Below are 13779 nucleotides of genomic sequence, written 5' to 3'. Positions count from 1 at the left end.
AAACGGACATAAACCTTGTGGGAGCGAGCGTTTCGAGCCGCCGTGTTTGGGGTGCAAAACCGACCGACTGCGTCGGGGGAAGTCCCGTTCCGTCCCCGTCCGACGGGCGTCTGCCGTCCGTCAGCGCTCCGCGAGGTAGTCACCGAGGGTCCGCAGGTCCGACGCTTCGACGCCGAAGGCCTCCACGTCGTTGTGATCGGTGGTGTTGTCGAACTGGAGCGACCGGTACTGATCGGCGCCCATCGGCGCGCCGGGTAGCGATCCGAGGACCGTCAGCCCCACCTTGGCGAGCGCCATCGGGACGGGGACGACCGTCGTCGGATGCCCTTCACTCCCGTGGACGAGGCGCGCGATCTCCGCGAGCGTGCGCTTCTCCGGCCCGCCGATCTCGTAGATGCCCCCGTCGTAGGCGTCGTCCTCGACCGCGTCGGCGAGCAGCGGCACCAGATCGCCGATCCAGATGGGCTGGAACCGGGTCTTGCCGCCACCGGGGAGCGGCGTCAGATACGGCGGCGCGAGTTTCTTCGTGAACGAGACGAACTCGCCACCGTCGCCGAAGATCACCGACGGGCGGAAGATCACGTAGCGCAGCGACGACGACTTGACGATCTCCTCGGCCTCGCCCTTGGCGCGGATGTACGCCGTCGCTCCGTTCGAGTCGGCGCCCAGCGCGCTCATCTGAATGATCTTCTCGACGCCAGTCTCCTCGGCCGCGTTCACGACGTTCTCCGTCCCCTGCCGGTGGACGACGTCGTGCATCTTATCGCCGCCGGAGGGCTTGAACAGCGGCGAAAGCGCGACCAGGTTGACGACGGCGTCCATCCCACGCATGGGTTCGACCAGCGAGTCGTAGGCCGTCACGTCGCCCATCGCCTTCTCGACGCCGCCGGGCAAGTCGCCCTCACTCGGTCGACGGGAGAGCGCCGTCACCGAGTGGCCTCGCGATTTCAGTTCGCGGCACAGGTGTCGACCGACGAACCCGCTACCGCCCGTTACCAGAATCCTCATAGCCTATACATTTCCGCGAATCGACCTAAAGCTAACGCGCTGTGAACCGTTCACACGGCGGATATCGCTCGCTCGGCGGCGCTCGCACCATTATATCAGAAATAAAATACAATCGGCACCTGACCCACGCCGACCCGACGCGGACCCCGACGGTTAAACCACCACCGCGGTATCGTCCACTATGCTCCTCACGCTCGAGGGTCTCGACGGCAGCGGCAAGACGACGGCCTGGCAGGCGCTTCGCGATCGCTACCCGTCCGCGGTGTTCACGCGCGAGCCGACCGATTCGTGGTACGGCGAGGCCGTCGCCCGCTCTATCGCCGACGACGATGCCGACCCGCTAGCGGAACTGTTCCTCTACACTGCCGACCACGCCGACCACCTCTCCCGTGTCGTCCGACCTGCACTCGACGAGGGATCACTCGTCGTCTCCGACCGCTACTCCGACTCCCGCATCGCGTATCAGGCGGCGACGCTCACCGACCATCTCGACGATCCATTCGATTACGTCCGGTCGATTCACGAACCTTTCTCCCGGCCGCCCGACGCGACGCTGTACTTCGACCTCGACCCCGAGACGGCCGCCAAGCGGAGTGGCGGGACGAACAAGTTCGAGCGTGTCGACCACCTCCGCGCCGTGCGCACGCAGTACGAACGCCTCCTCGACGCCGAGCCCGATCGCTTCGTGTGCATCGACGCCACGCAGTCGCGCGAGGCCGTCCTCGACGACGTGTTCGCCGCTGTCGACGACCTCGTTTAGCGCGTCGTCTCGGGCAACTCGTACTCGTCCGGTGCGGGAACGTACAGCACGTCGATGGCCACGCCCAGCGCCATCGGCAGTGCGACCATCAGGCCGAGGACGGCTCCGGCGCTTCCCAGGTCGACGCCGACACCGAGGCTGAACACGACGATGGTCGTCACCACGAGGACGACGGGGACCAGCAACGCCGTGTAGACGACCGTCCCCCACCGCGTCTTCAGTTGGAGGCGGAAGAAGCGGGTCAGGACCGCGGTAATGAGGGTGTTTCCCGCGAAGACGACGGCCATCAGGGCGAAATCCAGAATCGTCGCCATAGCGGAACAAGGAACTCGATCGGCTTTGCCCTGTCGCCTTATCGGCCCCCTGCTTGTCGCGCTCGGTCGACCAGTCTCCCGACCGGGTCGACGTACTCGTAGCCGGGGATGATCCCTTGGACGTACGTCCCCTCGACGTAGTTGATCAGCGCCGCTGCGTCGTCGACACCCCGCCGCTCGTTGATGTCGGTGAACGCGAACTCGACGACGAGTTCGTCGCCCGCCAGTTCGACCGTCGGTTCGAAGTCGTGGTCGCCGCGGACGACGCCGTCGGCGTCGGCCACGCGGAGTTCGAACGTCTCCAGCCACCCCTCCTCAACCACTGCGGCTACGCCGTCCTCCACGGCCGCCGAGAGCGACGGCGCGCGAACCCGAACCACGTAGTCGATCCGTCCGTCGTTCTCGCTCGCCTCGACGATCCCGTCGAACGTCGTCGTCGTCGACGTGAACCGGCCGTCGTCGACGCGGTCGAACGAGTCGTGGTCGCGGAACGCGCGCGCGATCCGTCCCGATGTCTCGGTCATGTCAGTACGCAGGTCGTGGGCGGTCAAAAGTCCCTCGCGTTCCCCCCGCTCCGCTTTCGGCCCCCCGCCATCCTGCCGACGGCGGCACGCTTAAGTTTCTCCCACTGTTTGTATCAGGTGACGCTTCGTCTGGAGGGCCGAAGCGTCAGCGGGGACCAATTCAGGGCGGCAAGCGATCGTACGGACCCTCTTTCCCCGTACGATCGCTTTTCGCTTTCGGCACTACCGACCGCGAGCCAGTGGCTCGTGCGCGATTTGTGTACTCGGGGCGAGGGAGGGGATTCGAACCACGGTCGGACGTGCTCGCTCACTTCGTTCGCTGCGCACGCCCTCCCTGCTTCGACTCCCGGTCGCACTGCTCCTCACGTTCGTTGGACGGGGGTGCGAGGGAGAGGATTCGAACCACGGTCGGACGTGCTCGCTCACTTCGTTCGCTGCGCACGCCCTCCCTGCTTCGACTCCCGGTCGCACTGCTCCTCACGTTCGTTGGACGGGGGTGCGAGGGAGAGGATTCGAACCACGGTCGGACGTGCTCGCTCACTTCGTTCGCTGCGCACGCCCTCCCTGCTTCGACTCCCGGTCGCACTGCTCCTCACGTTCGTTCGGAGACAGTGCGAGGGAGGGGATTCGAACCCCCGAACTCCTTCGAGAGCGGGTCTTAAGCCCGCCGCCTTTGGCCTGGCTCGGCCACCCTCGCGCCGAGAACTACACTGTCCGTTCCCCGTTCCTCCGCAAGTGGCTTTCGGTCGTCGGATCGTCGCCGGTCGGTTATGCGTCGTCCGCGTCCGCGTCGTCGAACGTCTGGAAGTCCACCGACGCGCCGAGAATGTCGGCCAGCGACGCGACGGTCGCCCGGAGTTCGTCGATCTGTCGCTCCTGTCGGTCGAGTCGCTCCACCAGGTCGTCGACCGACGTTTCCAACTCCGCCAACTCGTCCTGCAACTCCTCGGGCACCCGCTCCGAGAGGTCCGCAACCGTCTCGCGTACGTCCTCGGCCTCCGACGCCGAAACCAGCCCGTGCTCCGACGGGTTCGTGAGCATCTGCCGATGGGAGAGAATCGCCTCCGAGACGCTCTCGCTCCCATCCGGTAGGCCGATCGTCAGCGGTTCGGCCTCGGCCGAGAGGGCGCTTTCGGACGCCGACTCGTCGACCGCCTCGTCCGATTCGTCCGATTCGTCGACCACGGTCGCCTCAGCCGTTCCGTTCGTCTCCGTACTCCGGTCGGCCGGGTTGATCTTCATACTCGCGCGTTCGAACCGTCAGCGCATAAATTGTCGTCAGACGACGATAATTAATCTGACATTACTGCGCGTCGTAGCACGCCTCGACCCGCCGGTCGAACGCCGCCGCGAGCCGATCGGTGATCGGGCCGCCGCCGATGGCGACGCCGTCGAGCACCGCGACGGGTCGCACCTCCCACGTCGTGTTCGTCAGGAACGCCTCGTCGGCTCGGCGGACCGCCTCGGGGTCGTACGCCCCCGTCTCGACGGGGATACCGAGGTCTCCTGCGAGGTCGAGGACGACGGCCCGTGTCACGCCCGGCAGGATCGGCCCCGCGAGCGACGGCGTCTTGAGCGTCCCGTCGTCGACGAAGAAGACGTTGCTCGTCGCCCCTTCCGCGACGGCGCCGTCCACGTCGCGGACGAGACACTCGTCGGCGTCCGTCCCGCGCAGTTCGAGGCGTGCCAGAATCCCGTCGAGGTAGTTGTGCGTCTTGGCGTCGGCCGGCATCGACACCTCGGGAATCCGGCGGTGGTCGACGGTGCGCACGTCGGCGGGGGCGTCCCACACCTTCTCGCCGTCGACACCTCCCCGCGGGAGCGGTTTGACGATGATCACGACCGACGGGTCCACGTCTTCTGCCGGCGTCAACTTCCCCGGCTGGACCCCGCGCGTGACCGACAGACGGACGTACGCGTCCGCGAGGTCGTTCGCGTCGAGGGCCGCCTCGATTCGTTCGTGCAGGTCGTCGGGCACGGCGTCACCCATCCCGAGCGTCTCACAGGTGCCGCGGAGGCGGGTCAGATGCCCGTCCCACTCGAACACCTCGCCACCGTAGGCGCGACACGTCTCGAAGGCGGCGTCGCCGTAGAGAAAGCCCCGATCCTCGACGCTGATCGTCGCCTCGCTCGCGTCGACCAACTGGCCGTTCACGTGGTACTGCATAGCTCGAGGAAATTCCGGACGAGCCGTTTCCCGTCGTCCGTCAGGATGCTTTCCGGGTGGAACTGGACGCCGACGTGCGGTTTCGACCGGTGACGAACGCCCATCACGACGCCATTCTCGTCGTCGGTGCGCGCCGTCTCCTCCAACACGTCGGGCACGTCGCCGCGCTCGACCGCCAGCGAGTGATACCGCCCCACGTCGATCCGGTCGGCGAGGCCGGCGAACACGCCCCGGCCGTCGTGGTGGATCGTCGAGCGCTTCCCGTGGACGACTTCGGGGGCGTGCCCCACCGTCGCACCGTGGACCGCACACAGCGCCTGGTGGCCGAGGCAGACGCCGAGCGTGGGATACTCCAGTTCGGCGAAGACGGGCATCGAGATGCCTGCCTCCTGCGGGGTGCCGGGCCCCGGCGAGACGACGATGCCGTCCGGATTCAACTCCTCGATCCCGGCCACGTCCACCGCGTCGTTCCGCCGGACGATCACCTCGTCGGCCGCCTCGCCGACGTACTGGACGAGGTTGTACGCGAAGGAGTCGTAGTTGTCGACGACCAGTATCCGGGTCACTTCCCCGTCACCTCCATCTCCATCTCGTCGCCGAGGGCGGTGTCGACGGCGTTCACCAGCGCTCGCGCCTTCGCCAGCGTCTCGTCGTACTCGCGGTCGGGTACCGAGTCGTGGACGACGCCGCCCCCAACCCGGAGGTGGTACTCGTCGCCGTGGCGGACCAGCGTGCGGATGATGATGTTGAGCGTCGCCCGGCCGTCGAAACCGATGGCCGCCATGCTGCCGGTGTACGGCCCGCGGCGGTGGGTCTCCACCTCGTCGATGATCTCCATCGTCCGCGGTTTGGGCGCGCCCGTGATCGTCCCGCCGGGGAAGGTGGCGCCGATGGCGTCGCCGAGGTCGTACTTCTCGGCCATCGTCCCGGTCACCTCCGAGACGAGGTGGAACACCTCCGAGTAGCGATCCACGCGCCGGTACTCGTCGACGGTGACCGACCCGTACTCGCTCACCTTCCCGAGGTCGTTGCGTTCGAGGTCGACCAGCATCGCGTGTTCCGCCCGCTCTTTCTCGTCGCTCCGCAGGTCGGCTTCGAGACGGCGGTCCGCCGCGTCCGTCTCGCCACGGGGTCGAGTGCCCGCGATGGGTTCCGTCCGCAGGTGGTCGCCGTCACGCTCTAACAGCAACTCGGGACTCGCACTCACCAGGTCGACGCCGGGGAACTCGATCAGCCCCGAGTACGGCGCCGGGTTCACCGCTCGCAACGCGGCGAACGCCTCGACCGGGTGGACCGCCGCCGGTGCCGTCAGGCGGTGGGAGATGTTCGCCTGGAAGGTGTCGCCGTCGCGGATGTACGTCTGTACCTGGCGCACGCGGTCGGCGTACGCCGACCGGTCGCAGGAACTGGTGAAACTCACCGGCCCCGTCGCGGACGGAGCGCCGACGGACGGATCGCCGGTCGTCGCGGCCTCGGCCAGCGCGAGCGCGCGGTCGACACCGCGTTCGTAGGCGGCGGCGACGGGGTCGCCATCCGGCCCCTCGCTGTCGTCGCCCACCCGCGGCGTCGCGACGAGGTGGAGCGTCGACTCGCCTGCCCGCCACGCCGCGAGACACGTGTAGCGCGCGAGCTGGAGGTGGGGGAGTCCCCGGTCGTCGACCGTCGTCGACGGCAGGGTCTCGATTTCGCGGACGGTGTCGTACGAGAGCCAGCCGAAGAAGCCGCCGGGGTAAGGGATTTCGCAGTCGCCACGCGCGAGCGACTCTCCGTCGACGAGTTCCGTGATGGTGTCGAGGACGCTCTCGCCGTCGGTCCGGCCACCGTCTCCCAACTCCACGCCGGCCACTTCGCGGACGAAATCGGGGTCGACGCCGAAGTATCCCCAGCCGGGCTGGCCGCCGGACGTTTCGAAGAACACCGAGGGTGCGTCGCCACGCGCCCGGCGGTAGGCTTCGAACGGGTCCGCCTCCAGTGTCACGACCACCGGCACGCGCGTCCCCGGGGTCGCCTCGGCGGCCACAGCCCGGAACGCGTCGAGCGAGGTGACGACTGTCGGGCCGTCGCTCACGTCGTCCCTCCCGTCACGCCGCAGGGGGGACGCTCACCACCCGACTCCGTAGACGCCGTGGCGTCCGCCGCTTCAGCGATCCACATCGACAGATTCGAGTCGAACGTCGTCGAGTGGCTGGTCGTTCGGGTCCGTCTTCACCGACCCGAGTTCCTCGACGACGTCCATGCCCTCTACGACTTCGCCGAAGACGGCGTGACTGTCGTCGAGGTGGGGTTGGGCGTCGAGCGTGATGAAAAACTGCGATCCGTTGGTGTCCGGACCGCGGTTGGCCATCGAGAGGATGCCGGCGCCGTCGTGGCGGAGGTCGGGGTGGAACTCGTCGTCGAAGGTGTAGCCCGGCCCGCCGCGTCCGGTGCCGGTCGGATCGCCACCCTGGATCATGAAGCCGTGGATGATCCGGTGGAAGGGGATGTCGGCGTAGAGCGCGTCGCCGCGCGTCTCGCCCGTCTCGGGGTCCTCCCACGTCGTCGTGTCGGGTGCGGGATCGGCGTTCGACGCGGGGTCGTGTTCCGCGAGGTTGATGAAGTTCTCGACCGTCGTCGGCGCCCGATCCGCGAACAGTTCGACCGTGATATCGCCGTGTGTCGTATGCAGCGTCGCAGTCGGATTGCTCATACCGACTCCTCGCGGCCCGGCGGGATAACGTTGCTGTCCCGCGGCAATCGTACGGGCCGTTGGAAACTATTCACCGGTGGGCCGTCGAGTCATCTCGACAGCCCACGGACACGACTTTCGACCCTATCAAGCGGCCGGAATCGGCGTCGCCGTCCCGTTCTCCGCGTTCGACTCGTCGTCCTCGTCTACATCCGGGGGCGCCTGGTAATCGCCCTCGATCATGAACTCGGCCACGTAAGCCACCAGTTGCTCGTTGTCCGCGACGCGGTACCGGTCGCCGCTCATGAACGTCTTGTCCCCGAGCAACAGGACGTTGTTCCGCTGGACGGCGACGGGGTACTCGCCGGTCACCTCGTCGCTCCCGGATTTGTGCGTGCTGGGCGCGCTCCGCAACAGGACGGTCCCGTTCTGGGCGGTGACGGCCGCCGCCGTGTACATCGCCGTCCGTTCGACACCCTCCAGCCCACCGTCGCCCGTCGGTCGCACGAGGACGTGTTTGAACGTCCCGTCCGCGTTCTCCTGGTTGTAGAGATACTCGGTGTCGACGCTCATCCGATAGCGGGAGGCGAGCGTCGTCAGCCGACTCTCCTGGTTCTGGATGCTGGTCCCGAGGAGGCTGGCGCTGATCGCGGTCCGGTCCGGTTCGCCGATCATCACCAGTCGGCCGCCGTTGCCCGTAAACTGCCGCACGTCGTCGACATCGCCGGGGAGATACTCCGCGCCGGGATCGATGACGAGGAACGCGTCCGCGCCGTCGAGGACTGTCGCCAGGTCGCCGTCGGTGTAGAACCTGACGTTGTACCCCTCGCGCACCAGCGCGTCGACGAGCGGTTCGATGTCGGCACGGGTGAAGCGATTGCTGTGCCCGCGGTCGATGACGACCGTCCCGCTGTCGTCGGCGGAGGGTGCGGGGTTCGCGTCGACCGTTCCCGTCGCCTCGACCGGTTCGGGGACGACCGCGTCGGGCTCGTATTCGGGATTCTGCAGTCGCTCTCGTTCCTCGTCGTCCTGCAGGAGCGTCGGCCCGCCCGCCACCACTGCGAGGACGACGGCGACGGTCAGGACGAGGACGACCAGCCGCTTGGCCAGATCACGCCACATGGGTCCCTCCCGGAGCGACCGCCGCCCGTGCAGTCGTGCCGGGGCCCGTGACGTTGGGGGCGCCGGCCGACGCGTTCGTCTCCGGATCGAGATACGTCGCCGGCACCATCAGAAACACCGGACTGGACGGGTCATCGCCGTAGAGATACTCGGCCGGCACCATCGTCTTGTTCGGCGCGGTCGAGGCGATGTAGTTCGACCGCGAGAGGAACCGCGCCGTCCCGTCCGGGCGCATGACGCGCACGTTGTAGTTGTCGAGGCCAGCCTCCTCGGCCGCGTGTTCGACGGCGGCCTGTCGCCCGCCGATGGAGTCGACGAGACCGTTCTGGACCGCCTGCGTCCCGCTGTAGATGCGCGCCTGTTCGAGTTCCGTCCGGGTTAGCTCCAGCCGATCACCGCGCTGCTCGAACACGGCCCCGATGAAGGCGTTGCCCAGCGATTCGAGGATGTAGTTGAACTCGCGTTCGTCGCCACCGGTCAGTTTGTTCGGCCCGGTGGTGGAGATGAGGGTCGTCGGCTCAAGCGCCGTCGGCGTCGTCGCGAGTACGCCCACGCTCCCGACGGTCGACGCCGGTTTGGCGTAGATGTGATCGCTCGGAGCGATGGTGTAGTACGCCCCGGACGCCGCCGCGGCGTCGACGCTGGTGATCACCGGCATTTCCTGTGCCGTCCGCTTCGTCTGGAGATACATCTCCTCGCTGGCGGCGGCGCCACCACCCCCGCTGTTCACGAGCAACACGACCGCCTTGATATCCGAATCCGAGCGGGCCTGTTGCAGCATGGACGACACCCCGGCGGCGCTCCCGCCGTCGATAGTCCCCGAGACCGGGACGACTGCAACCGTCCCTTCCGAGGACGTTGCGTTCCACGCGACGGGTGCCAGCGCGAGGCCGACGACCACGCCGATGACGACGAACAGCACGTACGACCGTGCGATTCGCGTCAGGAGGGCCCGTATTCTACTCGCCATGCGTAGGTCTTGGCATACCACTACAAAAAACGTCGGTCGGGCCGATTCAGCGCGGCGAGAGTTCGGCCAGCAGTTGCGCCCCACGGAGCAGGCCGGCCCGGGCGACCGCCTGCCCTTTCAGGGCGCCGACTTTCGCGTAGTAGCCGCTCTTGCGCGCCGATCCCACCGCGTAGTGGCGGGCCGACGCCGGAATCGGTTGGCGGCGACCCAGCATCCGCGTCGACCCGTTGCGCATCGCCCCGAGGACCGTGTCGCCGTCGAGGCTCGATCGGTCCACGTCGTCGAGGACGAGTTCCGTGAACGCCCGCCCGACGTGTGGCACGGAGTGGGCGTCGCTCGCGGCGAGTGCCGGATAGCCGTGGTCGGCCGCGAAGCGCCGCGCACGCCGGTTCCGAAAGCCCGTGAACAGCCACGAATTGAACACCTCGATCGCGTCGCAGTCGACGAGGTGACGCCGGGGAATGCCGTGACGGCTCCGCTGGAACGGGTGGGGGACGACCGCCACGCCGCCGTGGTCGCGCACCCACTGGACCGTCTCGTCCAGCGGGGCGCGCCGGGGCGGCATCTCCGAGACGCCGATAGCCAGCAGATGCCCCACGTCCGTCGACACCTCGACGCCCGGAATCCCGATCAGCCCGTAGTCGGGGGCGAGTTCGGCCGCCCGGAGCGACTCGTGGATCACGTCGTGATCGGTGACGACGATGCCGTCTAGCCCGATTTCGGCCGCCTGCTCCAGCAGCAGCTCCACAGGGTCGTGGCCGTCGTAGGAACCCTCGGAGTGGACGTGCGGGTCGATCCGGATGGTCGTCTGGCTCACACTGCCAGTTCGGTCGGGACGGAGATAAGCCTCGTGGCTTCGCTCCGTCGCCTTACTCCGCGGCGGCGATCGTCTCGTCGAGGAGCGACCGCACCGTCGCCACCTGCTCGTCGTTCAGTTCGACCAGCGGCGGCCGCACCGAATCGTCGTCGATGACGCCACGCTCGACGAGCACCGACTTCGTCGTCGGGGCGAAGCCGTACTCCAGCGACGTGTTGAACATGGGCGCGATGTCGTTCAACTGGAGGTCGCGCCCGCGCTCCATGTCGTTCTCGGCCGCCGCGTCGATGGCTTCCGACATCAGGCCGGGGTAGTAGTTCGACACCGCGTTGATGCCGCCGGTGGCACCCATCGAGACGGCCGGGACGAGCTGGCTGTCCCACCCCTGAAACAGGTGGAAGTCGTCGCCCGTCCGGCGGATGATCTCGAGGAAGTGCGTCAGGTCGCCGCTCGTGTCCTTCATGCCGGCGAGGTCGGGGTGGTCGGCCACCGCCTCGACGAGGTCGGCGTCGATGGACTGTCCGACACAGGAGGGGATGTTGTAGAGGATGATCGGGAGCGACGTCTCCTCGAGGACGGCGCGGAGGAACCGCTCGTTGCCGGACGGGTCGTTCGCGCCGTGGAAGTACGGCAGGACGATGAGGACGGCGTCGGCACCGCAGTCAGCCGCGGTGTCGATGCGATCCAGCGTGCCGGCGACGCTCGTGTCGGCCGCGCCGGGCAGGACGGGGGCGCCGTCCGCCGCGTCGACGCTCGTCTGGACGACCGTCTCGTACTCCTCGTCGGTCAGGCTGGCGAACTCGCCCGTCGTCCCGCAGGGGACGAGGCCGTCGGCGCCCTCGTCGAGGACGAACTCAGCGAGGTCGGCGACTGCCTCGGCGTCGACCGAGCCGTTCGAGAAGGGCGTCACCGTCGGTACCAGTGTGGTCCCGTACTCCGAGTCGGTGGGTGCAGTTGGCATAGTAGTTCCCGACTCGGCGCGCGGGCAGTTATGCGTTCCCCTCGGTGCTCAGGGCGTGGGCTCGGCGTCGGCCGTCGACCGCCCGAGCGCAGCGTTCACCCGGTCTTCCGCCGTGTCGAGGACGATCAGCGTCGGCGGGAGCGTCGCTAGCGCCGCCACCAGCGTCAGGAAGATGACGCCGACGGTCAGGTACCCGAAGTCCGCGAGGATGGGGAACGGCGAGAGCGTCAGCGCCGAGAAGCCGAACACTGTGGTCATGCCCGAGACAGTGATGGCTTTGCCGACGCGGGTCGCCGCCGTCTCCACAGCGTCGAGTTTGCCCACGCCCGCCCGCTTTTTCTCCTCGTAGTAGCGCTCCATCACGATGATGGTGTACTCGGCGCCGATGCCGACGCTCATGGCGCCCAGCGAGGCGCCGAGCGGCGAGACCGAGATGCCGAGCGCCGCCATGTAGAGGTTCTGCCACCCGATGACGAAGAGCATCGGGACGAGCGGGGCAATGGCTTTCACCAGCCGTCGGTAGTAGGCCAGCAGGAGGCCGAAGACGAACAGCACGCCGAGTCCCGTCGTCACGTTTCGGCGCTCGATCTGATCGACGATCGAGGGCGGCGAGATGGCGGCCGTCCCCGTGAGTTCCGGCTGGACGCCCGGCGGCGGGTTGCTGAACTCGATCGCCTCGTGCACGTTCGAGATGAACGAGAGCGTCTCGCCCGTCGTCATGTCCTGGGCCGCGACGACCGTGATGTGGGCGTAGCCGTCGTTGTAGTACTGGGCGCGTTCCCGGGGGGGCACCCGGTTCAGGACGCGCTCGACGCCCGCCTCGGTCTGTGGAATCTCGCCCCCGTTGTGTGCCTTGACGAGCGTCGCCGGCGAGTCGACACCCTGCACGAGTGGCATGCCGACGGCCACCTGCTCGAACTCCACCATCCAGCGTAACACCGCCGGATGCCTGAGGTCGCTCCCGAGGACGATCACGTCGTACTGGACGGCGGTCCCGCCGCCGGTGACGGAACGGAACTGCTGGAGGTCGACGTACGCCGGGAGGTCCTGCGGGATGAACTCCTCGGTGTCCGCCATCGTATCTAACTGCTGTCCCGCCTGGAAGCCCGCGCCCATCAGGACGAGCGCGAGGAGCAACACGACGCCCGGATTGGCCGCGAGCGTCCGCGAGGTGCGCCCGAGCGTCCGTCCGAGCAGGCCGACCCGGTCGGAGTCGGTCGCGTCCGTCTCGCCCGTCCGTTCGGCCGCGGCCACCTCGCTCGGGGCGGTGGCGTCATTGTCGGCCTCGGTGTCGGCCGCACCGTCGTCGACTGACTCGGCGTCGACCGCACCCTCGTCTCGCCCGCCATCCGTGAGTTCGCGGAGGCCGATTTCACCGAACCCGCGTCGGCGAATCCGCGCGTACAGCGTCAACACCGGGAGCAGGACGATGAGGCCCGCGAGGAAGGTCAGCAGGACGCCGAAGATGGAGGTCTGGGCGAACCAGACGAACGCGGGCGTCCCGCGGGTGGAGATCCACGTCGCGCCGAAGCCCAGCGCGGCGGCGAGCATCGCCACGAACACCGGCGGCCCGATGCCGGCCAGCGCCTGCGGGAGCGCCTGCCGCGGCGGCGCCGACTCCAACTCCTCCTCGTACCGTTCGTGGAACTGCACGGAGTAGTCGATGCCGAGGCCGATCAGGATGGGGAAGACCGAACTCGTCAGGGTGGAGTTGGGGATGCCCGCGTAGCCGATCGCGCCGAACGTGTAGAGGACGCCCACGAACACCGCGACGATGGGGAGGAGTCGCAGTCGCACGCCCCGGAAGAGGAAGAAGAGCGCGACGATCATCAGCCCCACCGCGAGGCCGAGCAACTGGTTGGTGCTCTGGCTGATGAGTTCCGACAGTTGCGCGGAGAAGGCGGCCGAGCCGGTGATGATCACACCCACGCCGGCGGGGAAGCGCGCCCACTCCTCGGCCTTCAGCGCCTCCGTGTAGATGGGCCGTTCCTCCGGCTGGGTGAGCCCGGGTTCGAACACCACGTTCACGAACGCCATGTTCGGCTGGCCGAGAACGCGCTCGATTTTTGCCTCCGAGTCGGGGATTCGGCCGTACTCGGCGCGCACCTGATCGGCGGGGCTGGAGACGTACGCCACGTTCTCGACCTCGGACATCCGGTCGTCGAACCGCGCCATGGCCCGGATCGTCGCCGGGTCGGTCACCTCCCCTCTGACGAGGACGGCGATGGAGCCACGGTCGAACGCCTCGTTGAACTTCTCCAGGGTCGGGTTGGAGCCGGTGAACGCCTGATCGCCCGTGACGCTCGTGATCTGGGCGGCACCACCGAAGGCGGCGAAGAGCAGTATCAGCGCGACGGTCAGCGTGGCGACGGGGTGGGCCTGAATCTCGTGGCCGACCGCCCGGAACAGGTTACGGAGCGCGCCCACGGCGGGCCACCTCCCGGTCCGCCTCCGCGTTCGGCCGCCCGCTA

At 68.0% G+C, this 13779-nt stretch carries 14 protein-coding genes and 1 tRNA gene; 1 reads left to right on the top strand and 14 read right to left on the bottom strand.

From position 1 onward, the window contains the following. Nucleotides 1–120: 120 nt before the first annotated feature. On the bottom strand, nucleotides 121–1008 hold the full coding sequence (locus DU502_RS15160) for a complex I NDUFA9 subunit family protein (protein WP_121921590.1): 888 nt from the start codon (nucleotides 1006–1008) through the stop codon (nucleotides 121–123). A 181-nt stretch (nucleotides 1009–1189) separates the two neighbouring features. Here DU502_RS15160 and tmk point away from each other — a divergent pair, with 181 nt between their 5' ends. After that, nucleotides 1190–1768: a dTMP kinase gene (gene tmk, locus DU502_RS15155; RefSeq protein WP_121921589.1), complete on the top strand. Its 579-nt coding sequence runs from the start codon at nucleotides 1190–1192 to the stop codon at nucleotides 1766–1768. Here the strand turns inward: tmk and DU502_RS15150 are convergent. The 13 genes from DU502_RS15150 to DU502_RS15090 form a co-directional block, all read right to left on the bottom strand. Beyond that, on the bottom strand, nucleotides 1765–2082 hold the full coding sequence (locus tag DU502_RS15150; protein WP_121921588.1) for a hypothetical protein: 318 nt from the start codon (nucleotides 2080–2082) through the stop codon (nucleotides 1765–1767). The two genes, tmk and DU502_RS15150, sit on opposite strands and share 4 nt — an antisense overlap. 38 nt (nucleotides 2083–2120) lie before the next feature. Next, nucleotides 2121–2606: a DUF5813 family protein gene (locus DU502_RS15145; protein ID WP_121921587.1), complete on the bottom strand. Its 486-nt coding sequence runs from the start codon at nucleotides 2604–2606 to the stop codon at nucleotides 2121–2123. A gap of 612 nt (nucleotides 2607–3218) precedes the next feature. Further along, nucleotides 3219–3303: transfer RNA gene (locus DU502_RS15140), tRNA-Leu, on the bottom strand. Between the two features lie 71 nt (nucleotides 3304–3374). Beyond that, nucleotides 3375–3848 (bottom strand): hypothetical protein, encoded by a 474-nt coding sequence (locus tag DU502_RS15135; protein ID WP_121921586.1) that lies wholly within the window; start codon nucleotides 3846–3848, stop codon nucleotides 3375–3377. Nucleotides 3849–3909: 61 nt separating this feature from the next. Continuing rightward, nucleotides 3910–4773 carry an aminotransferase class IV gene (locus DU502_RS15130; RefSeq protein ID WP_121921585.1) on the bottom strand — a complete coding sequence of 288 codons (864 nt, stop codon included), beginning with the start codon at nucleotides 4771–4773 and terminating at the stop codon, nucleotides 3910–3912. Then, nucleotides 4758–5339, bottom strand: coding sequence for an anthranilate synthase component II (locus DU502_RS15125; RefSeq protein WP_121921584.1), 582 nt, complete (start codon nucleotides 5337–5339; stop codon nucleotides 4758–4760). Before DU502_RS15125 ends, DU502_RS15130 begins: the two co-directional genes overlap by 16 nt. Next, on the bottom strand, nucleotides 5336–6841 hold the full coding sequence (gene pabB / locus DU502_RS15120) for an aminodeoxychorismate synthase, component I (RefSeq protein WP_121921583.1): 1506 nt from the start codon (nucleotides 6839–6841) through the stop codon (nucleotides 5336–5338). Before pabB ends, DU502_RS15125 begins: the two co-directional genes overlap by 4 nt. A 72-nt stretch (nucleotides 6842–6913) precedes the next feature. Next, the gene (locus tag DU502_RS15115) at nucleotides 6914–7459 is read right to left on the bottom strand and encodes a peptidylprolyl isomerase (RefSeq protein WP_121921582.1); all 546 of its coding nucleotides are present in this window, start codon (nucleotides 7457–7459) and stop codon (nucleotides 6914–6916) included. Between the two features lie 126 nt (nucleotides 7460–7585). Then, entirely contained in the window at nucleotides 7586–8560 is a 975-nt protein-coding gene (locus DU502_RS15110) for a DUF4350 domain-containing protein (RefSeq protein ID WP_121921581.1), read from the bottom strand. Next, nucleotides 8550–9530: a S49 family peptidase gene (locus DU502_RS15105; RefSeq protein WP_121921580.1), complete on the bottom strand. Its 981-nt coding sequence runs from the start codon at nucleotides 9528–9530 to the stop codon at nucleotides 8550–8552. The genes DU502_RS15110 and DU502_RS15105 overlap by 11 nt, the downstream gene beginning before the upstream one ends. Before the next feature lie 46 nt (nucleotides 9531–9576). Beyond that, complete coding sequence (locus DU502_RS15100) at nucleotides 9577–10347, bottom strand: CehA/McbA family metallohydrolase (RefSeq protein ID WP_121921579.1); 771 nt, start codon at nucleotides 10345–10347, stop codon at nucleotides 9577–9579. A 52-nt stretch (nucleotides 10348–10399) separates the two neighbouring features. Next, nucleotides 10400–11308 carry a dihydrodipicolinate synthase family protein gene (locus DU502_RS15095; RefSeq protein ID WP_121921578.1) on the bottom strand — a complete coding sequence of 303 codons (909 nt, stop codon included), beginning with the start codon at nucleotides 11306–11308 and terminating at the stop codon, nucleotides 10400–10402. A 48-nt stretch (nucleotides 11309–11356) separates the two neighbouring features. Beyond that, nucleotides 11357–13735 carry an efflux RND transporter permease subunit gene (locus tag DU502_RS15090; RefSeq protein WP_121921577.1) on the bottom strand — a complete coding sequence of 793 codons (2379 nt, stop codon included), beginning with the start codon at nucleotides 13733–13735 and terminating at the stop codon, nucleotides 11357–11359. Nucleotides 13736–13779 lie beyond the last annotated feature (44 nt).

Source organism: Haloplanus aerogenes (assembly GCF_003856835.1).
Lineage (GTDB): Archaea > Halobacteriota > Halobacteria > Halobacteriales > Haloferacaceae > Haloplanus > Haloplanus aerogenes.
This window is presented reverse-complemented; position numbering and strand designations above follow the sequence as displayed.